This is a genomic window from Ignavibacteriales bacterium, from assembly GCA_016214905.1.
Taxonomy (GTDB): Bacteria; Bacteroidota; Ignavibacteria; order UBA10030; family SZUA-254; genus PNNN01.
On sequence record JACRMQ010000005.1, the window covers coordinates 52,131 to 75,092 of the forward strand.

The window sequence follows — 22,962 nt, forward strand, 5'->3', positions numbered from 1 at the left end:
CTAAGGAACTTCGATGGTATTTAAAATCTCATCTACAATATTTTCCGATGTCAGATTTTCCGCTTCGGCTTCGTATGTGACAGCGATACGATGGCGGAGAACATCATGGCAAACCGCGCGAATATCTTCGGGTATAACATATCCACGCCGCTTTATAAAAGCGAACGACTTAGCCGCAAGAGCAAGGTTGATGCTCGCTCGCGGTGACGCGCCATAGCTGATAAGATTGGTCAGTTTTTCCAATTTATAATCTTTAGGTTTCCGTGTTGCGAAAACTATATCAAGTATGTACCGCTCGATCTTCTCATCCATATAAACTTCCTGAACAACCGAGCGTGCCTTTAGAATATCAGCGGGATTCACAACCGATTTTACCTGCGGTTGTGTATCTGCAATATTCTGCCGCATGATTAACCGCTCTTCATCACGATTGGGATAATCAATTTTTATTTTCAGCATAAAGCGATCCACTTGCGCTTCGGGCAAAGGATATGTTCCTTCCTGTTCAATTGGGTTTTGAGTCGCGAGCACAAGGAACGGCTCATCGAGCTTAAACGTGTTCTCGCCAATTGTTATCTGCCGTTCCTGCATTGCTTCGAGCAGAGCACTCTGAACTTTCGCAGGCGCGCGGTTAATTTCATCGGCAAGTATGAAGTTTGCGAAGATAGGACCTTTGCGAACCGTGAACTCGGCATTCTTCTGATTGAAGATCATCGTTCCGATTACGTCTGCCGGCAAAAGGTCGGGCGTAAATTGAATTCGTTGGAACTTCGCCTGAATAGCAGCAGCAAGCGTCTTGATCGACAATGTTTTTGCAAGTCCCGGCACACCCTCCAACAACACATGACCGTTAGATAGCAATCCGATGAGCAAACGCTCGACCATATATTTTTGTCCGATGATAACTTTACCGACTTCCATCTGAAGAAGATCGACAAAGGCGCTTTCCTTCTGGATTTTTTCGTTGAGTAATTTAATATCTGTCATTTCTCACTCGATAATTGTGAATAAAAACTTCTGGTTAAAAATAGATTATACAGCGGTTATAAATTCATTAGATGAAATAATCCGTTGTACGGTTGACGTTGATAATTATTATTTTAGCGTTTTTTCTAAAATAGTATCAATTTTGCAGGTTGTTTACCTCGATGGGGAACATAATTTAATTGTCAAAATGTATGAAATTTTCCATAAATTTCCAATTTTATTGATTTGCATTTAACAATTTCTCTCACTAACTTCTTGTAATCTTGTATTCATTGATAACTATTTTAATTGGAGGTTAAATGAAAATTTTATCTGTAAAATCAATGATGTGGATTATATTTTTTACATTTCTTTTTAGTGGAACATCATTTACTCAAACACACATAGAATATTGGATAGAAGTTACCGATAACCAAGGGTCAAGTCCATTAAAAATGATATTCGGCAACGCTGTTGGTGCCACAAACGGACTTAATTTAGCTCAGTTGGATTCCATAAATTCAACCATAATCGAACGTGAAGCACCACCGCCTAATCCAGACCTCTCCGTTGTTTGGAGACCACCCTGGCGTGGAGCAAACTGGGGCAACGGATTATTAACTTACGACTTCAGACCATTAAATGATTTCTGGCAACGTGACACATTTGTATTGAAGTTTATGAATCAGCAGGCACCTGATGCCGATATTATTTTTACATGGCCCAACAGTATTTATTTACGATGCCGATGTGATAGTATGTTTCTTGTTGATACTTCAGGCCGCCTTCCTAAAATTGATATGTTCAAACAACAACAATTTACTGTCCATGCCGCAGGGGATTCTGGAATAAGCATACTCCATATCATCAAAAAAGGGGCTAATCCAATAATAGACTGTGAAGGTGAGGTAGTGGAAGATTTTCATAGCGTACCACATAAATATGAATTATATCAAAACTATCCCAACCCATTCAATCCAACAACATCAATTAAATATCAATTACCGTTTAGCAGTCAAGTCAAACTAAAAATCTATAATGTCCTTGGCGAGAAAGTAGCTTTGCTCACAGATGAAATTCAACAGGCAGGATTCAAGTCGGCAACTTGGAATGCGACCGATGCGGCAAGCGGGGTATATTTCTATAAGTTAGAAGCGATAAGCGTGAGCGATCCGAGTAAAATTTTTACACAAGTCAAGAAGATGTTGTTGGTAAGATAATTTTTTAAATTGCGGGTATGCAAATATTAGCTAGCTTCTGGATTCCCGCATTCGCGGGAATGACAGTGTAACTATTTATTTTCTATACAAACATTCATTATTGTCACTCCCGCTTGTTTTTAGCGGGAGTCCAGTCATTGGCTGTCGTCTGGATTCCCGCTTTCGCGGGAATGACAGTCCAGTACTAATTTCAGATTAACAATTCACTTTTTTTGTCCTGCCCGTACGTTTTAAGCGAGTATCCAGTCCTTAGCATTAGTCTGGATTCGCTATCGGATCATTCGGTAATGACAGCATCCTCTTCCCGGGAATCCAGAATTTTTTTATTCTCTTTCCAATAATATAATATCTCCCTCGTTATAGAGATCTAACCATTTTGGATTGTACTTTTCGATTAGATCTATTTTCCATGCCCTGTTCCATTTTTTCATTTGCTTCTCCCGTTGTATTGCGCTATGAATATTCCCATGCTCTTCATAATAAACAAGCAAAGAAACATTATACTTTTTTGTGAAACCTTTCACCATTTTTTCTTTATGCTCATATATTCTGCGCACAAGATCATTTGTTACGCCAATATACAGAGTGCCGTTTCTTTTACTGGCTAATATGTAAACAAAATATATTTTATCCTCATACATCTAAGTTTCCTTTGTCATGCCTGCATCTCCGCATGTTGTTAGCAGAGATTTAGCGGGAATGACAGTAGCATTTTACATCTTCTCAGGCGCGTGGATGCCGAGAATTGCAAATCCGTTGGCAAGGACTGTCTTGGTTGCAAGACAAAGCGCGATGCGTGAAGCGGTGATCTTTAAATCTTCTCCCACAACTCGATGCTCGTGGTAAAACTTATGGTAACTGCCGGCAACATCGTGCAAATATTCCGCGAGCCGGTGCGGCTCATAAGTTACCGCACACGATTCAACCATATCGGGAAATTGCGACAAGAGCTTTATCAAAGAAATCTCTTCGGTTTGAGTTAAGAGCGACAAATCGCACGACTTACTCAAATCAACACCTTTGCTTTCGGCAAGCCGCACTATGCTTGCGATACGAGCATGCGCGTACTGTAAATAGTAAACAGGGTTTTCTTCCGATTGTTCTTTTGCAAGCTTGAGATCGAAATTCAAATGACTTCCAATCCCCCGCATCAAAAAGAAATATCTAACCACGTCAGCGCCAACTTCATCAATCAACTCATCAAGAGTGATGAAGTTCGCCTTACGTGTCGACATCTTAACAACCTCACCCTCCTGCAAGATTGTAACAAACTGATGAATCAGAACTTTTATTTTCGATTCATCAAAACCGAGGGCTTTTATTCCGGCAAGAACATCGGGATATGTTGCAACGTGGTCGGCGCCGAGAACATCAATAGTTAATTCAAATCCCCTTCTAAGCTTATCGCGGTGATAGGCAATATCGGGTAACCTGTAAGTTGGCTCGCCTGTTGCCTTCACAATTACTTTATCTTTCTCGCCACCGAAGACTGTCGATTTGAACCAGACTGCTCCATCCTGATCGTAAGCCAAATCTTTTTTTCTGAATTCCTCTATAACTTCTTTTACCTGTCCGGTTTCGTAGAGTGTGTTTTCATTGAAGAAAACATCATGCTTAACTCCGATACGCGACAGAGTTTTCTTGATATCATCAAATATTTCGGTCTCGGCTTGTTGTTTGAATTTACCTTCAGCCAGCTCGTCTTTTAAATTTTTTCCGTGAAGACCGATCAAATGTTGCGCGATTTCCTTGATATACTCGCCTTGATAGTAGTCATCGGGAAAATCGACCTTCTCGCCAATCAATTCGAGATAGCGCAACCGAACAGAATCGCCAAGCACACGCATCTGCCTGCCTGCGTTGTTGAAATAATATTCGCGCGTAACATCGTAACCTGTCCATTCAAGAAGTCGCGCAACAGTATCGCCGTAAACCGCGCCGCGTCCGTGTCCCACTGTAAGAGGTCCGGTCGGGTTTGCGCTTACAAACTCAACCTGAGTTTTTAATTTTTCACCTGTTTCCGATTTCCCGAACTGATTTCCTTTTTTCAGAATGTCGGCTAATTGAGAATGATAATATTTATTCGAAAACCTGAAGTTAATAAATCCGGGACCGGCAATCTCGATTTCAGCAACAAGAGTTTTATCTAGATCTAAAAACTGTATTATCTGTCGTGCAACATGATTAGGATTTGTCTTCAAATGCTTTGCCGCTATCATGGCGATATTTGTAGTCAGATCACCGTGAGATTCGATCCGCGGTTTTTCAAATGTCGGCACAATAGATTCAGGAACACCGAGTGCCCGCAGCACAGGTGAGAGTTGTAATGAGAGGTATTTTTTCACTTTTTCTTTTTCGTGGTGCGTGGTTTGCGTGTGGCTTTCTTCGGTGCAGGTTTATCAACAACCTCTTCAATTTTTGCGTCGCCCCAAAGTTTTTCAAGTCCGTAAAATTTTCTCATCTCTTTATGAAAAATATGTACTACAACATCGACATAATCGAGCAAGACCCATTGCCGGTTAGTTAAACCTTCCTGATGCCATGGCGATGAACCGGCATTTTCCATTCCATCAACAATGGCATCCGCAATTGCTTTAACTTGCACATCGGAATCGGCGGAACAGACGACGAAAAAGTCTGCCATGTCTGTTAACTTTCGCAAATCCAGGATTAAAACATCTTTCGCTTTTTTCGAAAGCGCAAGATTTGCGATTTTTTTTGAAAGTATCTTAGGTGTCAATATTTCTCCAATAATTGTTAGTGCTTTACTTTTAATTCTGAAAAATCTTTCCCAATGATTACCGAAACTTCAACGAAGTAATCGGGATTAATTTGCTGTATGATGTTTTTTTCACTCACTCCTAACGCGGCGGCAACACGGCGGGCTGAAGATAAATCTCCTATCCGGTCAACAACAAGCGTTTTATTGACTAAAAAACTTTTATAGTTCTTCATTTCAACAACATCGAATCCATTCGCACGCAGAAAATCGGTTAAGCGTGAACCCACACCTTTTGCACCGCATCCGTTCAGGACATCGAGTTGAATGATTCGCGGCGGTTGCAATTGCGGGGTTTCTTCAGGCGTTACAACTTTTCCAAGAATATACGGGTATCCGAAATAAACAGCCACCACAACAACTATTATTATTGAACTAATAATAATCAGTTTGGGTGATTTATTTTTCTTCGGAAGAATTGGAGTCGGTTCGTACGACGGTTCTTCCAGATCATCAAATTCAAGCGGCATCATGCGACGTAAAATCGGAAATGTTTTTTAAATTTAAGATACCCTCCGCTGGAAAAAATAAAAATTACAATGAAGAAAGTTTCCAACGCCCCTTATTCACCTTCACCAAAAAATGAATCTGAATACGGACTGTACCACGGGTTGAATCTCCCATAATAATTCATAGGTATTCTGTTATATTCGAACTTGACGAAAAAGTTTTCCCACGGACGATAATTCAACTCTGCGCGACTAAGGAAAACTCCGTTGAGTGAATTCTGGAACTGTGATTGTCCGAACGGCGATCCTTGAAGTGTAACATCGAAGCGAACATTCAGCGGATCTGATATTTTATAAAACAAACTGTTTGTGTACGAAGCGACCGAAACACCCATGTTCCCCATCGACATATAATTGAACGAAAGACTGTGGCGCATAAAAAGATTATCGGGATTTATTAAACCCAACAAACTTCCAACACCCGACATAGGTTTTACAAGTGAGCGGGCAACGCTGGCTTGCTCGCCCTGAGATTTAAATTGGGCAAAGCTCAACGCGACTATTAACAACGATAAAATTCCGATATACAATATTCTTTTCATATTCAAACCTTTCAACACTATACAATAATACAGAAATTGGTAGATATAATCAAACTCTTTAAAAACTCTAATTTGGTCTTACGGTTAATAAGTGAATATGTTAAGAATAATCAAACCGGGATTTCCGTAATTATTCACGCAATCCCCGGAACAAGCATCCAGCATTCAAAATCAAGCACGGCAGTGTAACTATGGCCTAGACATTACTGCGACAAAACGATGAAAATCATTCATTTTATGAAGAAATCTCGGCAAGAACGGCACAACTTTATACCAAATTGCTTAATAATAATTGAATGGTTATCTTCAATTAGTCTACACGAATATAAGCCCGCTAATGATTGAAGACCTGACTTAGTATTCGTGCGTTATTCCTAGTGTTACTTGTGCAGTTTAAAGCATTCAACACCTATTGAAGCAAAATGTTTCAGGAGAATCACTATGAATCAAAATATACTATTCGGGCAATCTTCCTCCGATCTATTATCTTCTCCTATCAATTTAAACAACATTACCCGGTGCGAACAAGCGGGACAAATTTTTACCGATAGAATTCACTTGATTATATTACCACCGGACATCGGATGAAAAAGGAGGCAACGATGAACCGAAGAATTTTAACAACCTTTCTGCTTCTTATTGTTATCGGCATTTTCATGGGATGTGATAAGAAATCTGAAAACCAGGGACCGAAATTCGGGACGAAGCCGGTCTCATCGAAAACCGCCATCTATCACTTTGCCGTTCACCCCCTGTATAATCCCGCTAAACTCGTTGAAGCATATGAACCGCTGGTTGATTATCTGAAAAAACGAGTCGAGGGTGTGCAGTTGGAATTAGAAGCGTCCAGAGATTATGCCGCGTTTGAAAAAAAATATAAGGAGCTCAAGCCGGAGTTCATACTTCCCAATCCATGGCAAACTCTTCAAGCAATGAAAGTCGGATACCATGTAATTGCAATGGCCGGAGAACCGCAAGATTTCAAGGGAATTTTTGTGGTACGCAAAGACAATAGCTTGAAGAATCCCGAGGACCTGAAAGGTAAGGCAGTCAGTTATCCATCGCCAACAGCGCTGGCGGCATGCATCATGCCTCAATATTTTCTCTATCAACACGGCGTTAACATTAATTCTGATATCGAAAACCGTTACGTTGGCTCACAAGAGTCATCCATCATGAACACCTACCTGGGATTAACAGCTGCAGGTGCAACATGGCCCCCCCCCTGGCGGACATTTCAAAAAGATCATCCGCAGGAAGCGGAAAAAATGAAAGTCATTTGGGAAACAGAATCACTCATCAATAATTCCGTAATGGTGCGCGATGACATCCCGGCTCAAATTCAAGAACAAATCCAAGCGCTCTTGCTCGGATTAGACAAAACGGCGGAAGGAAAATTAATTCTGGCGGGAATGGAAACAAAACGTTTCCTTCCAGCGGCAAATAGCGACTACGATGTAGTGCGCCGATACATCGACAACTTTGAACTCAAAATCAGGCATATAGGGGAGTAATAATTATGAATAAACTATCTCGTTTTCTTTTTGGTACAATTCGTGGTCGAATAATCATAAGTGTGGCTTTAGTGCATGCCGTGATGATGTCTTTATTTATCGTTGACTTGACCAGACGTCAACGCGACATGCTTCTAAACCGCCAGACTGAAGAAGCAACCGCGCTATCTCAATCACTCGCAACCTCCAGCGCGGGATGGATTGCTGCCGCCGACATTGCCGGGTTGCAGGAATTAGCAGATGCCCAAAGCCGGTATCCCGAAGTAATCTTCGTGATCATTGCCGGTAAAGATGGGCGTGTACTGGCAAGCACCGATAAATCCCAACGGGAACAATTCATGGTTGATCTCCCTCGTGAAGCAGACGTAACGGTAATCTCGAGTTCTTCTTCGTTGGTGGATGTTGCAGTCCCTGCAATGATCGCGGGAAAGCATGTGGGATGGACACGCGTAGGGATAGGTCAACGAGTAGCCGGCGAAAAACTTACAGAGATCATTAGGGATGGTGTTTTGTACGCTATTGCGGCAATAATTATCGGTTCTATCATTGCCTGGTTGATGGGCAGACAAATTACGCGGCGGCTTTACTCTGTTCAAGAAACATTCGACAAGGTCCGCTCGGGTAATTACCTGGTTCGTTCTGACCTTTCAGGGAACGACGAAGCGGCTGTAATGGCGCGTGAGTTCAATTCCATGCTGGATACTTTAGCAAAACGCAATGCAGAACTACGCGAAAGCAATGAATTATTATCATTGTTCATTAAATCCTCCCCTATCTATGCTTACATCAAGGATGTAACTCCGAAAGAAAGCCGGGTTTTAGTGGCAAGCGAAAATTTCCAGGATATGATCGGTATACCGGGCTCTCAGATGGTGGGCAAAACAATGAATGAACTGTTCCCACCAACTTTTGCAGCAAAAATTACTTCCGATGATTGGAATGTAGTTGCAGAGGGAGAAATACTCAAGGTTGATGAGGATTTGAATGACCGTAATTATACAACCATCAAGTTTCCTATAACAATTGGTGGAAAAAAATTACTTGCAGGTTACACGATAGACATCACCGAGCGCAAGCGTGTGGAAAAGGCGCTGCATAATAGTGAAGCCAAGACACGGACCATTCTTGATTCTATCTCAACGGGAGTTATGATTATCGATCCGGAAAAACACATAATTACGGATGTAAATTCAGCAGCAATGAGTATGATAGGTGAATCGAAAGAAAAAATTATCGGGAGCCACTGCCATAAATTCGTTTGTCCGGCGGAATATGGAAAATGCCCGATTACAGATCTTGGGCAAACGATTGATAATTCTGATCGTATATTAATAAATAAAGAAGGCGTAAGAATCCCTATTATAAAGACTGCAGTCAAAGTAGCATTAGAAGAACAAATGTTCCTTCTTGAAAGTTTTACAGATATCACCGCACGTAAGCAGATGGAAAATGAATTGACGCAAAGCGAAGAAAAATGGCGCTCGCTTGTTGCAAACTCCCCAGATTATATTGCCCTACATGACGTCGAAGGAAGATATTTGTTCCTGAATCACTACGCTGAAGGTTTTTCGGAAAAGGATGTCCTAGGGAAAAAAGCGTATGATTATATTTCAGAAGAATCCAGGGAAATTTATAAAACCGCGTTCGAAAAGTGCATTCACACGATGGCAAAGCAAGAAATCGAATATAGTGCCCCCGGGGATAATTTAAAAACGAGACTCTACGAAAGTTCGCTTGTACCATTAATTGCCAAAGGAAATGAGATCAACGTGTTAGTCGTTGCCCGCGACATCACCGCACGCAAGCAGATGGAAGAAATGTTGCGGGAGAACGAGGAACGCTTTCGTTCACTCTACGAAAATTCCACTATCGGACTTTATAGAACCACACCAGATGGAAAAATTATTTTAGCGAATCCTACCTTAGTCAAAATGCTTGGGTTCTTATCTTTTGAAGAACTTGCTCAAAGGAATCTTAATAAGGAAGGTTATGGATCTTCATATGAGCGCAAATATTTCATCGAACAAATAGAAAAAAATGGAACCATTCAAGCGTTAGAATCTTTATGGGATAAAAAAGACGGAACAACTATTTTTGTAAGTGAAAGCGCTAAAGTAATCCGGGACTCTAACGGAAAAACTTTGTACTATGACGGAACAGTGGAAGACATCACCGAGCGCAAGCACGCGGAACAGTTAATACGTGAGAGTGCAAGAAAATATCGGATGCTACATGAGAGTATGATGGACGCCTATGTGGCTACTGATATACAGGGACACATAATAGATTTCAACCATTCATATATAGAGATGCTTGGATATAATGAAGCAGAAATCAGGAACCTAACTTATATTGATTTAACACCTGCAAAATGGCATGAATTTGAGGCAAAGCTAGTACAGGAACAGATTCTGCCGAACGGGTATTCCACAATTTATGAAAAGGAGTATATCAGGAAAGACGGAACTACCTTCCCTGTGGAATTGAGAGTTTCCGTAATAAAGGATGATACAGGCAATCCTTCTTTCATGTGGGCGATAGTACGTGATATCACCGAGCGCAAGCAGGCCGAAGAAGCGTTGCGTGTAAGTGAATTGCGATTTAAACACGTATCGGAAAGCGCGCAGGAGTGGATTTGGGAAGTCGATAGTACAGGGAGGTATACATATTCAAGTTCGATTATAAAAAAATTATTGGGTTACGAACCTGAAGAAATTATAGGTAAAAAATATTTTTATGATTTTTTTGAACCAAAAGATAAAGAACAACTAAAACGAGGCGCTCTCGGAGCGTTTGCCCGCAAAGAAAGTTTTAATGATTTTGTTAACTGTAACATTCATAAAGATGGCAGAAAAGTTTTTCTATCCACAACCGGTTCACCGGTCCTCGATAAAAATGGTAATCTTATTGGCTATCGGGGAGTTGACGTTGACATAACCGAACGAAAGCGTGCTGAGGATCTTTTGCGGGAAAATGAAAACCGTATGCGCATGATTATAGAAGGAACCCCATATTTATTTTTCTACACTCAAGACGAGAATGCAAAAACTACTTACGTTTCGCCCTCAGTTGAACAGATCACAGGATATCCTGTACACAAATGGATGAACCAGTCGGATTGGTTCATAACCGACAACAAGATAAATGAATATGCACAAGAAAGAACAAAAGCTCACTTGCGGGGAGAAATCACAGAAGGTCCAATATTAGTGGAAGTACTACATTCTGCTAATTATCCTATTCTTCTGGAAGTTTATGAGAACCCGATATTATTAAGTGGTAAAGTCATAGGAATCCAAGGTGTAGTACATAATATAACCGAGCGCAAACGGGCAGAAGAATCTTTAAAGATGTGGGCGAATATCTTTGAGCATGCTGAGTGGGGAGTCGGCGTCAGCAGTAAAGACGGCAAGAGTTTGGCAAATTTAAATCCGACATTTGCAAAAATGCACGGTTATACAGTAGAAGAACTCATGGGTCAACCCCTTCTTAATTTATATCCAAGAGATGTTCACACAGACTTTGAAGACGAAATTCAGATAGCCCAGAAGAAAGGTCACCACATATTTGAAACCTTACATATTAGAAAAGATGGAACTGTCTTCCCGGTTCTTATGGATGTTACGGTTGTGAGAGACCAGAATGGAGAATTCCTCTATCGTATTGTAAACGTTCAGGATATCACAGAGCGTAAGCGTGCGGAAGAAAATATCCGTATGCTTTCACGTGCGATGGAACAAAGCCCCGCCTCAATTGTCATAACCGATCTTGAGGGAAAGATAGAATATGTTAATCCTAAGTTTACACAAGTTACCGGCTACACTTACACCGAGGCAATAGGTCAGAATACACGCATACTAAAATCAGGTGAAAAATCGCCCGACGATTACAAACAACTGTGGGGAACGATAACAGCCGGTAAAGAATGGCGGGGAGAATTCCATAACAAGAAAAAGAGCGGTAAGCTTTATTGGGAATCTGCATTAATCTCTCCGATCAAGAATGTATCGGGTGAAACTACTCATTATCTTGCCATCAAAGAAGATATTACGGAAAAGAAATTGCTCGAAGAGCAACTGTTACGAGCACAACGGATGGAAAGTATCGGTACACTCGCCGCAGGAATCGCGCATGATCTTAATAATGTTCTCGCACCCATAATGCTATCGATAGAAGTTCTCAGAAAAAGAACCATCGGAGAAGATACCAAACGTATGCTCGACACAATCGAGTCGAGCGCCAAACGCGGATCGGATATAGTAAGGCAGGTTCTAACATTCAGCCGCGGCGTCGAGGGTGAACGGGTTCTGCTCCAACCTAAACATCTGATTGACGAAATAATTAAGATAGCCAAAGAAACTTTTCCGAAATCAATCGAGATAAAAACAGATATTCCAAATAATTTATTTCCCCTCTCGGCAGATCCAACACAAGTTCACCAGGTATTGCTGAATGTATGTGTTAACGCCCGCGATGCAATGCCCAAGGGCGGTAAGCTAACTATAAAAGTAGAGAATATTATTATCGACGACCAATATGCTTCTATGGATCTTGACGCGAAACCCGGTCAATATGTGGTTATTGCCATCACAGATACCGGTATCGGTATACCCCCTGAGATTCTCAACAAGATATTTGAACCGTTCTTCACTACAAAAGAGATAGGAAAAGGAACGGGGCTCGGTTTGTCTACGACATATACAATTGTGAAAGCCCACGGAGGATTTATCCGCGTCAATAGTAAAGTAGGCAAGGGCACCACACTCAATATCTATTTGCCTGCCAGTATGAAGCATAAAGTTGCTTCAAAAGAGGAAATGCGGGTTGAGCTTCCTGTAGGACACGGAGAAACAATTCTTGTTGTTGATGATGAAGCGTCTGTTCGTGAGATAACAAAAAATATGCTTGAAACATACGGCTACAAGGTGATAACGGCTTCCGATGGCATGGAATCATTATCGATATATGCGGAGAAGAAAAATGAGATTTCCATTATTTTAATGGATATGGTAATGCCGATTATGGGTGGGTATGCGACAATTCAGGTTCTGATGAAAATGAATCCGAAAGTAATTGTCATTCCCACAAGCGGTCTTCAATCCGAGATCGACACTGCAAGATCGTTGTTGCCTGAACTAAAATATTCCCTGATAAAACCTTATTCATCGAAACAATTACTGGAAATACTTACTAAGGTAATTACAAAATAAAGAAAGAATAGCCGGGGGTGACCAATAAGATTGTTTTCTCGTTACATTCTTCAACTTGTCGTCGAAGAACACTCGCCTGCCCGCCATGCCTGTAGCAGGTAGCAGGCGGGAAAACCGGCTACACAAGCTGGTTCTCGAGTAAATAGTTTCATCATAGGGTATCGAGAGAACCTTTTTGGTCAGCCCCCGGTTCATAATGATACTTACTTAACTAGCAATCCTTTTCGCACATCGTTCATCGATTGCTTGCCGGAAACAAGATCGAATGCGGAAAGACGGTAATAATACACTCCGCTTGGCAAATCTGAGCCATCCAACTCAACCTCATATCGTCCCATCTTCTTAGAGCCGTTAACAAGCGTTGCTACTTCCCTGCCAAGTATGTCGTAAACTTTTAAAGTTATATAATTGTCAGTTGATAAATGATAATTGATGATTGTTTTGGGATTGAATGGATTGGGATAATTCTGATCGAGCTTAATTTCAACCGGACGATTATTTATTTCAGAAACATCTGAAGGATATCCGAAAAAATGTCGCAGTATCAAATCGGTTGTTGCACGCCAGAGTCCCCAGCTATGCCCTTCATGTCTTTCCTCCCAACCAATAACGTATCCTTTTTTTAAAAGAGAATCCTTGAACGCGCGCATATTTTGAGTTAACGGATTTTCATAAGTCCCCCAGACAGAAAAATATCTGATCGAATCTTTTTTATTCACACCGTAAACGATGAGGTTGAAAGCTTCGTAATTGTTCGGTTGAAATGCACCGGAATGCAATCCGCAATTACCGAATATACCGGGATGATTATAAGATATAAGAGCTGAAATATTCCCGCCGTACGAATCTCCCATAACTGCTCTTGCATACCGGACTTTATTCGTGTTATATACAGAATCTATGAACGGCACAAGTTCATAAACAAAAAATTGCATATACTGATTACGCAATGAACCGGCATATTCTTCGTTGCGGTTGAGCGGTGTGACAAAAACCGCGATTATATCTTGAATATAATAATTCCCGATGAGGTTATCGATAACGTTTTTAGTTTTTCCTAAATTGATATATTCTGAACCGTCCTGATAATATACAACAGGATAAGGTTGACCAACGCTACGATAATCCGGTGGCAAATAAATATTCAAACTGTACGTTGCCGAACGGTAATTGCTGAAAATTGTTTTTGACTCGATCCGACCGTGCGGGATAGTGGAATCGTATTGAATCTCCGACGGTTGAACGTAATCCGGCATGGCAAGTTCGGAGTTTGGTCCATAACCACCCGATACGGTATGCGGATTGCGCGGATCGAGAATCCATGATGAGCCGTTGAGAATGAATTTATAATCGAGCCGCGCGTCGCTCTCGAACACCTGCGATGTGTACCAAAGATCTGTGGTTGAAAGTTTAATCATCGGGTAACCGTTCGGATTCCACCCGTTCGCATCGCCGGGAACATTTACGCTTGTTACATTGCCGCGATAGATAAAATGCGCGACCGGATCTTCAATGAACGGAAACGCGGGAACCGCCAGCATAAAGCTATCTACAATTGCGCTCCGCTCTTGCGAGGGAGCGGAATTTACACGGTTTATGAATTGCTGGAAATTAGAATCATGAGTTTCTTGTGTTAACTTTGTTGATGATGATATTTGGGATAGTGAAATATTGGTAATTACAAAGAAAGTCATCAGAAATGATATTGAGTCTCTATACATAAAACCTCGTTAGATTTGAACCGGTTCAATGCAACAATCTATCCAAAATCATAAGAATAAACAAAATCGGAAGATATATTATCGAAGTAATAAACAGTAAACGTGCTTTATTATTCGTGCGATCACGGAAGAGGATTAATCCCACCATTAAATATCCGAAAGATAATATCAGAGCGCCGGTAAAATAGATCGTGCCTGCAAGTCCAACAAGCGCAGGCATGATTGAAGCGGGGACAAGTGCTATGCAATAAATTAAAACCTGGCGGGTTGCAGAAATTCCGGCAGGGTCAACAACGGTGATCACTTTGTAGCCGGCACGTTCATAATCTTCGCGGTGAATCCAGGCGAGTGCAAGAAAATGGGGTGTTTGCCAGAAGAACAAAATAAAGAAAAGTGATAAACCGGGTAATGAAATACTTCCCGTCATTGCGGTCCACCCTATAAGCGGCGGAAGTGCGCCTGCTATGCCGCCGATGACAGTGGCAAACGGAGTGCGGCGTTTCATTGGAGTATAAATAAGCAGATAAATAATTAACGTTGCCGCAGTTATAACCGCTGCAACGATAGTTGTAAAAATCGCCAGATAGATGCAGCCGATGAAAGATAGAATTAATCCAAACAAGAGGACATTATTGGCAGGTAATCTATTTGCAGGAAGCGGTCGCAGACCTGTTCGCGTCATTCGTGCATCATAGTCACGCTCAAGATATTGATTTAGTGCCCCAGCCCCTCCGCCTGCAACGAAAGCTCCGATGGATAGATGCCAAAGCAAATACAAATTTTCCGTTCCAACCGATGCAAGGTATGCACTGCCGACTGCCGTGCTCACCGAAACAAATGTTAATCCCGGTTTGGTAAGGGCGAGGTAATTAGAGAGTTTGTTTGTCATTATTTGTTATTATAATTTGTCGCCCCGACATTCATATCACTGAACTCACCCTATAATCCCTCTCTAATTTTAGAGAGGGATGGTTCGCTACAGTCCAGCTTTCAATACTCCCCTTCTCTTTACTGAAAGAAGGGGCAGGGGGATGAGTTCCGTATGTTTGTGCAATATCTATTTACCCCGACAAATTCCGGATAACATCTTTAGTTCATTTTTGCTGGGTATTATCTGCAACCTTACTCAGCAAATAACTCACAATCGAATCGGCTTCAGCGGGCTTTAAGCCCTGATTTGGCATTGGAGGATAAGCAGGATTTATCTTGGATGGGTTCAGAACAAAAGCCATGATTTTTGCTTTATCCCCGTTGTACTTTGGGATAGTTTCATTGTAAGGCGGACCGACTTTTTTCTGATCGAACAAATGGCAAGCAGAACACTTGGCATTGAAAATATCTTCACCCGTCATTACAATCAATGCAACACCAAGTTTAGTTTTTAACTCTTCTGTGTTCCTGTCATATTTTAGAGCAAGAACAGCAGAGTGTTCTTTAGTCGCATTGCCGATCATGACATGATCGTTTATAATAAGCGATGCAGCGGCACAGAGGAACATGAACAATCCGTATCCAATTGCTTTCAGGTCATTCAGTTTAAAATAACCATACAGAAAATGTGCTGAGAGGAATAAAAATAAAAGTGTTAATCCTGCAAGAAGATAAATCGTCCCGGATAGCACGTCAATCGAAAGCGTAAATACATTCAGAAGAACCAGCGCCGGCAATACAAGCATGGAGATGACAATCAATCGTCTGGCAATTTTATGAACGAGTTCTTTTAACTGCTCATCCATTTCCGGCTTCCGACCCTGATACGCGAAGAAGAAATATAAAAGACAGGCACCGGTAATACCCAAAGAAAATGCCATAAAAATTAAGAATTTCAGCCACACATCAAACGAAATCAAAACATCGAATATCGAACCGATGCTTGTCCAGCTTGAAGGATTAGTCGTTACGCTGAATGCCGAAGAATAAAGAAATACAGAAACAAATAATAAAAACAAACCCCACTTGCCTGTGCGAATATGAACACTGGTATTTGTTCTACGGTAATCGTCAACATCACTGTTTGCCGTATTATATTCTACGACATCGAGCAGTCCCTGAACTCTGAATGTATATTTATACGTGTACAGAAAAATAAGGGCAACAACGAGAGAGAGAAAACCGTACCCAGCTAATCCAACAGATATGGAACTGGTAGACTGAAGCATCTGGGCATAAACAAAAACGAGCGACATGCCTGGAATTATTCCAAGGAACGCAAGCACACTTTTGTTGTATAAGACAATATCAATTACAGCCTTTGCTAATTTATTATACGACGGATTGATCTCCTTCTTTCCTTTTCTATCGAAAAGATAAGAAAGAACAGATGAGCCAAGCAGGAAAGTAATGAAAGATACGAATACGAGCGAATTGATCGCCGCTATCAGCACGACTAAATGAAAATGTTCCAACGATAGAGGAAGAGCCGCATCCTTCAAGAAATCCATACCTACTCCTTCACCTTTTCTTCCGCAAGCATAGGCAGATACTGCTTCGATTGTTTCAGAGAAGCTTCTTTATACCATTGCTCAAAACCGGAGGAATCTTTCGCTACAATCTTCGTGTACATATATGAATGATTCAATCCGCAATACTCAGCACAAGCTATATCATAAGATGCCGCTCTGGGTGTTTGAAACCACATTACATTTTCGCGGTTAGGAATTACATCTTTCTTGATGCGAAATTCAGGAATGTAAAGGGAATGGTTCACATCCAATGATTGAAGCGACAGTTTGATTGGTGTGTTTACCGGGACATAAAGCGTGTCGGTTTTAACACCGTTGGGATACTCGAACGACCATGCCCACATCCGACCAGTTACTTTAATAAGATGTGCACCTTCAGGGACGGTGATTTCTTTCAGATAACCTTGCCAGCCCAGATAAAACATTCCCATGAATAACGCTAACGGAATGATAGTCCATGTTAGCTCAAGCGGCACATTCCCGTCGATATTAGTCGGATTAGGATTCCGCTTACGGCTGTATCGGATGATGAAGTATACCATCGCTATCATCAATCCTAACAGCACAAGTGATGAAATTCCGACAACGATTAGAAATGTTGTATCAACATATTCCGAAAATGGCGATGCATCCTGTAACATATCAAGTCCTAATAAAACGCGTAGTCGAAAAATGTCAGTGAAATAAATATCGCAAGCGTTGCGACGGCAACGAGAACGAATATTTTGAACATCTTATCTTCAAATTTCAAATGCATGAAAACATTCAGCACTAAAATAGATTTTATCGAAGCGATAACAAGTGAAGTTATTATAACCCATCTGCCGAGATCGATACCGGCGAGTGTTACCGTTATGCCGGTAAAAGCGAGCAGACCGAGCCAGATTAAAATATATCTGCCGTAACTGACTGAATGCTGTGTATGTTGTTCTTCGTGCTGTGACATAAATTAACTGATCAAATAAAATAATGGGAACAGGAAAATCCAGATTATATCGACAAGATGCCAGTAAAGTCCGCCGGCTTCAAGCTTTACATACGATTGCTGATTGATTTTCCCTTTTGCAATAAAAACCATACTGAACACCAGCACTACCATACCGATTATAACGTGGAGCGCGTGAAGTCCAGTCATTACATAATACAAACCAAAGTATAATATTTCTCCCGGTGGTTTATTAAGAAGCTCAGGTGACTGCGGATAGATACCGATCGATATTTTATGACTCCACTCAAAATATTTATTCACCAAAAAAGCCAATGCGAAAATTATCGTCATCCCGATCAGCATCATCGATAGATGTTTCTTCCCTTGCTGAATTGCCGTAATAGATAACGCCACTGTTAAGCTGCTTGTGAGAAGTATAATCGTGTTTACGGTTCCAATGAGAGTATCTAATTCTCTTGCAGCGAGTGAGAATTGTTCCGGAAACTTAAATCGATAAACAGCATAGATAATAAATAGCCCGCCGAAAAGAATTAGTTCGGTAAACAGGAAAAGCCACATTCCCATTCTTGATCCTACATCGTCACGGTATGTATGTGTCGCTGCTGCTGTGGTCATTTAACTGACTCCGGTTTAATTTCATATTCGGAATAATCGTACGGACCTTTTTCCACAACGGGAATTTCGTGGAAGTTCTCGACCGGTGGTGGCGATGCGACAGTCCATTCGAGCGTTTTTCCGCCCCACGGATTTGCAGACGCCTTCTTACCTTTCTTCAAAGAGATCAACAGATTGATGAAGATGATGAGTATTCCGATAAAAAGAATCCATGAACCGACGGTAGAGATTATATGATACGACTGATATTGGGGCAGATAATCATAATACCGCCGCGGCATTCCTAAGTATCCAAGTATAAACATCGGGAAATAGAGCATGTTAAATCCGAGTGTCATCAAAAGCCAGCCGATAATTGCCGGAATTTTCTTAAACATTTTCCCGAACATTTTCGGAAACCAGAAGTGCATAGCTGCCATCAACCCGAAACCGGTTCCGCCGAACATCACATAATGAAAATGCCCGACCACAAAATATGTATCCTGCACGTGGATATTAACCGCGAGCACGCCGAGCATTAAACCCGTTAATCCGCCGATCGAGAACTGGAAGATAAAAGATAAAACAAAAAGAAACGGAACTTCAATTTTAATCGACCCTTTGTAAAGTGTGGCGATCCAATTGAATACTTTTATCGCGCTTGGAATTGAAACGAGGAATGTGAGGAGAGAGAAAATAAACATCCCCGTATTACTCATACCGACTGTGAACATATGATGCGCCCACACCAACGAGCCGATAAAAGCGATTGCTAAACTTGAGTACGCGATAACTTTGTATCCGAAAATAGTTCTTCGCGCAAAGACAGGAAGAATTTCTGAAACAACACCAAGTCCCGGAAGAATCATGATGTAAACAGCCGGATGCGAATAAATCCAGAACAGATGCTGATAGAGAACGGGGTCGCCCCCTAAGTTCGGATCGAAGATACCGACACCGAACAAACGCTCTACAACCACGAGCAACAAAGTGATTCCTATAACCGGAGTCGCTAGAATCTGAATCCATGCAGTTGAATATAAAGCCCACGTAAAAAGTGGCATCTTAAACCACGTCATTCCCGGCGCTCTCATTCGGTGTATAGTGGTTATGAAATTTAAACCGGTTAATATAGATGAAAATCCAAGAATGAACGCTGCGAATAGTGCGGGTATAACATTAGTTGTTGTACGGATACTGTATGGTACATAAAATGTCCAACCGGTATCTGCGGGACCGCCGGGTAGAAAAAGTGAAACGAGAGCTAACAAACCTCCTGTTATAAACAACCACCAAGAGAGGAGATTAAGACGCGGGAAAAATACATCTTTCGCACCAATCATGAGCGGCAGTAAAAAATTCCCGAACACCGCAGGCAACCCGGGAATGATGAAAAGAAAAATCATCATTATTCCGTGCAGTGTAAAAAATGTATTATACGTCTGCGGTTGCATTATCGTTTTCCCCGGAGTCAACATTTCCAAGCGCATAAGAACACCAAGAACAACTGCCGTTAAAAAGAAAACCAGCATCGATACCATGTAAAGTATACCGATTCGTTTGTGATCGGTGCTGAAAATCCAGGCACCGATTCCTTTGCTGTTTGTCTGTGCGTGTAAATAATCCGGCTCTATCGCTGGCACATTTGAAGTCATACGTTAGAAACCTTTCCGGAATTTTTCTTTTTTGGTTTGATAACAAAAACAGCGATAAAAATCAGAACAAATAAAATCGTTGCCGCAAATCCGATGCGTGTGTAATTGAAAGCATATTTCTTTCCATCCGGATCGTAACTATAACAGAATTTCAGTACCTTCGCAATCGTTGGCGTCGCTTTTCCTTCAGATGCTTCGATGACTGCCATTTTCACATCAAATGGAAGATGCTTAACGCCGTAAAGATAGCGAGTAATTTTTCCCTGCGGAGAAACGACAATCAATGAAGCCGCATGAATCCAATCTCTTCCGCTTCTTTGAAAGTAGAAACCTGCCGCATCTGTGAAACGGTAAATATCGGCACTATCGCCGGTGAAGAATTTCCAACCACTAGGATCGATGGGTTTTTTAATTTCGGCTAAATAATTTTCTTTCTTCTCTTTCGCTAATTCCGGTTTTTCATCTTGATCAAAACTCAACGTAAGTATCTGATAATCTTTGCCTAACGTTAAATCCATTTTGCTGACAACATCGGTCATTTCCCGCAGAAGCGGGTTGCAGATACCTGCACACCTATAATAGACGAATGTTAAGATGGTCGGTTTGTCGATTATCGATTTTAGTGAAACCAAATTACCATCTTCATCATAAAATTCTTCGTCCATCGGGATTGTTTGTCCCAATTTTTCAACGATCCCAACGGGCGGTTTTGGTTGTTCCTGATTTGAATAAGCCAAAACGGACAAGATCGCTATGAAGATGATGATAAGCTTTTTCAAATTATTTTTCCTTCAGTCCAACAACAGTTACAATATATTTATGCATTTGATGCCACTCTTCTGATGAAAGCTGCACGACATTCGCCTTGAATCCGAATTGAATTGGATCGGCAGTTACGGTTTTAACAAATTGGTCAATCCCGACTTGATGATACCGGCTGTTGCTGAAACCTGTAAACACTTTAGATGCATTACGCACGACGCGCCAAAAAATATCGGCACCCGGACTCTCTTCTGCCAGCGACAATTTCAGTTCATCAGAAATTTTCACTTCGCTGACTTTTGTTTGATTGACTATGATTTGCATCGCTTTCTTAACGGGAATTTGTCCGGCGATATTCATTCCTTTTGAAAGCTGGTAAGCTACGTCAAGCTGCTTTAGATCTTCGGTGGAATCAACCGGGTGTCCAGCAGCAAATGATCTCACGTAATGAATCAATCCAAATCGATCTTCGGGTGATAAATAATTATAAGAAGCCATGCCGCTTCCGGTTATTCCTTCCTGAAGCGTTTTATAAATTTGAGAAACTTTCGATCCATTCTTCCATCCATCGAGCAAATGAAAATTTCTCGGCTTCGGATTTAATGTCGGAGCTGTTGGCCCATCCCCCTGTCCGTTATCGCCATGGCATGATGAACAATTAGCTTTGAATAATTCTTTTCCTTTTACAACAAGCTCAGTAGATGAAATCCCAACCTTCATAACATCGACGGGCGGAATGACTCTCGCGTTTTGCATCGGGATATCCTGAACGAAAGCGATTGAATCGCTAAGCACAGCCGGTGTAATCGAGTTTTTTCCGATGTTTGTAAGATTCGAAATATAAAGATAACCAAGCGCGCCAAGAATAACCACGAAGTAAAAATACGAATATCCGAAAAGCTTCGCCGGCTTTTTCAACAGATCGTTCCAATCCATTTCGGCTTTGTATTTAGGATTGTGTTCTATCATAATCTGAATTTCAATCCCCGATCCAGTTTTGGATCGCCAACAGGCATCAGGTTGTGCCGTTTCATTTTATATCCAAGGACAACAACCACGAGTCCGATTATTAATATTGGAAAACCGATTTCCATCCATCCGATAGTTACACCGTTCGCATAAGTCGGCATAACGAGCCAGTAAAGATCGAAAAGATGTGCGAATAAAATCCATATTGCCATGAACTTCAATCTCTTTAAATTCATTTTTGCTTCCTGCGGCAGCAACAAAAAGTATGGGACGGCAAAATGAACTATGATGAGAAGAACAGAAACGAATTGCATCCCGCCTTCCCAGCGCTTCATAAACCAAATCGTTTCTTCCGGCAGGTTTGCGTACCAGATTAAAAGAAACTGACTGAAAGCGATATACGCCCAGAAATTAATAAATGCAAAGAGCAATGCACCAAGACTATAGAAATGATCGCGCTTAAGATTTTGCAGATAACCGTTCTCATGGAATTTCACAATTATATATGTTGCGGTCGCAACAGCAGCAAGTACAGTTCCGGCAAAATAGTAAACACCAAGAATGGTCGAGAACCAATGCGGTTCCAAACTCATTGCCCAATCGACTGCTGTAACGGTAAGAGTTATCGCGAATACCGGCAGAAATACCGCTGCCAACCGGATGTTGATTGTAGTTAGCTTTTGATCTTTTGATAGATCCTGCTTCAAAGAATTACGTGTGAACAGCCAGTAGAACAAATTCCACAGAGCAAACACAAGAACAAATCGAATGATAAAGAAATTCAAATTGAGATACGGCTGTTTGCCTTTAAGCAGTTCATCTGTTCCGACTGCTCCTAAATCTGTCCAATGGAAAATATCGTGCAAATGAAAGAACATAGGAAGTGCAACAATCGGAGCAATCAGTATTAGTCCGCCGAGAAACTCATTCACTCTGCGCATCGGAACACTCCATACTGCGCCCGCGATATATTCAAGCGCAATCAGAAATATTGAACCGACAGCAATGCTTGTGATAAATAAAAATCCGATTATGTTGTTGAATGCCGCTTCTCTTGGATTTACAGTATAACCTATCGCATAAATAACAATCCCGACAAATAATAATGCC

The 22,962-nt window shown here is 41.3% G+C and carries 20 protein-coding genes; 4 read left to right on the forward strand and 16 right to left on the reverse strand.

The window, feature by feature from the left end; all coding sequences use genetic code 11:
* Positions 1–987: a MoxR family ATPase gene (locus HZB59_03055; protein ID MBI5020392.1), complete on the reverse strand. Its 987-nt coding sequence runs from the start codon at positions 985–987 to the stop codon at positions 1–3.
* Between the two features lie 299 nt (positions 988–1,286).
* Between HZB59_03055 and HZB59_03060 the strand changes: the two genes are divergently transcribed.
* A complete protein-coding gene (locus HZB59_03060) occupies positions 1,287–2,186 on the forward strand; it encodes a T9SS type A sorting domain-containing protein (protein ID MBI5020393.1) in 900 nt (299 codons plus the stop codon).
* Between the two features lie 323 nt (positions 2,187–2,509).
* Here the strand turns inward: HZB59_03060 and HZB59_03065 are convergent, their stop codons facing one another.
* The 5 genes from HZB59_03065 to HZB59_03085 form a co-directional block, all read right to left on the reverse strand.
* A complete protein-coding gene (locus HZB59_03065; protein ID MBI5020394.1) occupies positions 2,510–2,812 on the reverse strand; it encodes a GIY-YIG nuclease family protein in 303 nt (100 codons plus the stop codon).
* An 87-nt stretch (positions 2,813–2,899) separates the two neighbouring features.
* Complete coding sequence (locus HZB59_03070) at positions 2,900–4,531, reverse strand: arginine--tRNA ligase (protein MBI5020395.1); 1,632 nt, start codon at positions 4,529–4,531, stop codon at positions 2,900–2,902.
* Positions 4,528–4,926, reverse strand: coding sequence for a ribosome silencing factor (gene rsfS, locus HZB59_03075; GenBank protein ID MBI5020396.1), 399 nt, complete (start codon positions 4,924–4,926; stop codon positions 4,528–4,530). The genes HZB59_03070 and rsfS overlap by 4 nt, the downstream gene beginning before the upstream one ends.
* Before the next feature lie 17 nt (positions 4,927–4,943).
* Entirely contained in the window at positions 4,944–5,438 is a 495-nt protein-coding gene (locus HZB59_03080; protein MBI5020397.1) for a LytR C-terminal domain-containing protein, read from the reverse strand.
* 89 nt (positions 5,439–5,527) lie between these two features.
* Entirely contained in the window at positions 5,528–6,016 is a 489-nt protein-coding gene (locus HZB59_03085; protein ID MBI5020398.1) for a hypothetical protein, read from the reverse strand.
* A gap of 441 nt (positions 6,017–6,457) precedes the next feature.
* Here HZB59_03085 and HZB59_03090 point away from each other — a divergent pair, with 441 nt between their 5' ends.
* The 3 genes from HZB59_03090 to HZB59_03100 are packed head-to-tail and all read left to right on the forward strand — an operon-like array spanning position 6,458 to position 12,740.
* Positions 6,458–6,604 (forward strand): hypothetical protein, encoded by a 147-nt coding sequence (locus HZB59_03090; GenBank protein MBI5020399.1) that lies wholly within the window; start codon positions 6,458–6,460, stop codon positions 6,602–6,604.
* Positions 6,605–6,618: 14 nt separating this feature from the next.
* Positions 6,619–7,530: a phosphate/phosphite/phosphonate ABC transporter substrate-binding protein gene (locus HZB59_03095; GenBank protein MBI5020400.1), complete on the forward strand. Its 912-nt coding sequence runs from the start codon at positions 6,619–6,621 to the stop codon at positions 7,528–7,530.
* Between the two features lie 5 nt (positions 7,531–7,535).
* On the forward strand, positions 7,536–12,740 hold the full coding sequence (locus HZB59_03100; protein MBI5020401.1) for a PAS domain S-box protein: 5,205 nt from the start codon (positions 7,536–7,538) through the stop codon (positions 12,738–12,740).
* Positions 12,741–12,943: 203 nt separating this feature from the next.
* Here the strand turns inward: HZB59_03100 and HZB59_03105 are convergent, their stop codons facing one another.
* The 10 genes from HZB59_03105 to HZB59_03150 form a co-directional block, all read right to left on the reverse strand.
* Positions 12,944–13,390 (reverse strand): T9SS type A sorting domain-containing protein, encoded by a 447-nt coding sequence (locus HZB59_03105; protein ID MBI5020402.1) that lies wholly within the window; start codon positions 13,388–13,390, stop codon positions 12,944–12,946.
* Between the two features lie 1,096 nt (positions 13,391–14,486).
* Complete coding sequence (gene cyoE, locus HZB59_03110) at positions 14,487–15,350, reverse strand: protoheme IX farnesyltransferase (protein ID MBI5020403.1); 864 nt, start codon at positions 15,348–15,350, stop codon at positions 14,487–14,489.
* A 205-nt stretch (positions 15,351–15,555) separates the two neighbouring features.
* The gene (locus tag HZB59_03115; protein MBI5020404.1) at positions 15,556–16,902 is read right to left on the reverse strand and encodes a cytochrome c; all 1,347 of its coding nucleotides are present in this window, start codon (positions 16,900–16,902) and stop codon (positions 15,556–15,558) included.
* 2 nt (positions 16,903–16,904) lie between these two features.
* Positions 16,905–17,564, reverse strand: coding sequence for a cytochrome c oxidase subunit II (gene coxB, locus HZB59_03120; GenBank protein MBI5020405.1), 660 nt, complete (start codon positions 17,562–17,564; stop codon positions 16,905–16,907).
* Between the two features lie 8 nt (positions 17,565–17,572).
* Positions 17,573–17,869 carry a cytochrome C oxidase subunit IV family protein gene (locus HZB59_03125; protein ID MBI5020406.1) on the reverse strand — a complete coding sequence of 99 codons (297 nt, stop codon included), beginning with the start codon at positions 17,867–17,869 and terminating at the stop codon, positions 17,573–17,575.
* A gap of 3 nt (positions 17,870–17,872) precedes the next feature.
* The gene (locus tag HZB59_03130) at positions 17,873–18,487 is read right to left on the reverse strand and encodes a cytochrome c oxidase subunit 3 family protein (protein ID MBI5020407.1); all 615 of its coding nucleotides are present in this window, start codon (positions 18,485–18,487) and stop codon (positions 17,873–17,875) included.
* Positions 18,484–20,121: a cytochrome c oxidase subunit I gene (gene ctaD, locus HZB59_03135; protein ID MBI5020408.1), complete on the reverse strand. Its 1,638-nt coding sequence runs from the start codon at positions 20,119–20,121 to the stop codon at positions 18,484–18,486. Before ctaD ends, HZB59_03130 begins: the two co-directional genes overlap by 4 nt.
* Positions 20,118–20,900, reverse strand: coding sequence for an SCO family protein (locus HZB59_03140; GenBank protein MBI5020409.1), 783 nt, complete (start codon positions 20,898–20,900; stop codon positions 20,118–20,120). The genes ctaD and HZB59_03140 overlap by 4 nt, the downstream gene beginning before the upstream one ends.
* Before the next feature lies 1 nt (position 20,901).
* Positions 20,902–21,852, reverse strand: coding sequence for a cytochrome c (locus HZB59_03145; GenBank protein MBI5020410.1), 951 nt, complete (start codon positions 21,850–21,852; stop codon positions 20,902–20,904).
* The gene (locus tag HZB59_03150; protein MBI5020411.1) at positions 21,849–22,928 is read right to left on the reverse strand and encodes a quinol:cytochrome C oxidoreductase; all 1,080 of its coding nucleotides are present in this window, start codon (positions 22,926–22,928) and stop codon (positions 21,849–21,851) included. The genes HZB59_03145 and HZB59_03150 overlap by 4 nt, the downstream gene beginning before the upstream one ends.
* Between the last annotated feature and the right edge of the window lie 34 nt (positions 22,929–22,962).

Excerpts from the sequence above, each read along its gene's own strand:
- HZB59_03080 (MBI5020397.1), bottom strand. The coding sequence starts at position 5,438 with ATGATGCCGCTTGAATTTGATGATCTGGAAGAACCGTCGTACGAACCG.
- cyoE (MBI5020403.1), bottom strand. The coding sequence starts at position 15,350 with ATGACAAACAAACTCTCTAATTACCTCGCCCTTACCAAACCGGGATTA.
- HZB59_03060 (MBI5020393.1), top strand. The coding sequence starts at position 1,287 with ATGAAAATTTTATCTGTAAAATCAATGATGTGGATTATATTTTTTACA.
- HZB59_03090 (MBI5020399.1), top strand. The coding sequence starts at position 6,458 with ATGAATCAAAATATACTATTCGGGCAATCTTCCTCCGATCTATTATCT.
- HZB59_03100 (MBI5020401.1), top strand. The coding sequence starts at position 7,536 with ATGAATAAACTATCTCGTTTTCTTTTTGGTACAATTCGTGGTCGAATA.
- HZB59_03130 (MBI5020407.1), bottom strand. The coding sequence starts at position 18,487 with ATGACCACAGCAGCAGCGACACATACATACCGTGACGATGTAGGATCA.
- HZB59_03055 (MBI5020392.1), bottom strand. The coding sequence starts at position 987 with ATGACAGATATTAAATTACTCAACGAAAAAATCCAGAAGGAAAGCGCC.
- HZB59_03125 (MBI5020406.1), bottom strand. The coding sequence starts at position 17,869 with ATGTCACAGCACGAAGAACAACATACACAGCATTCAGTCAGTTACGGC.
- coxB (MBI5020405.1), bottom strand. The coding sequence starts at position 17,564 with ATGTTACAGGATGCATCGCCATTTTCGGAATATGTTGATACAACATTT.
- HZB59_03085 (MBI5020398.1), bottom strand. The coding sequence starts at position 6,016 with ATGAAAAGAATATTGTATATCGGAATTTTATCGTTGTTAATAGTCGCG.
- HZB59_03105 (MBI5020402.1), bottom strand. The coding sequence starts at position 13,390 with ATGCGCGCGTTCAAGGATTCTCTTTTAAAAAAAGGATACGTTATTGGT.
- HZB59_03145 (MBI5020410.1), bottom strand. The coding sequence starts at position 21,852 with ATGATAGAACACAATCCTAAATACAAAGCCGAAATGGATTGGAACGAT.
- ctaD (MBI5020408.1), bottom strand. The coding sequence starts at position 20,121 with ATGACTTCAAATGTGCCAGCGATAGAGCCGGATTATTTACACGCACAG.
- HZB59_03115 (MBI5020404.1), bottom strand. The coding sequence starts at position 16,902 with ATGGATTTCTTGAAGGATGCGGCTCTTCCTCTATCGTTGGAACATTTT.
- HZB59_03095 (MBI5020400.1), top strand. The coding sequence starts at position 6,619 with ATGAACCGAAGAATTTTAACAACCTTTCTGCTTCTTATTGTTATCGGC.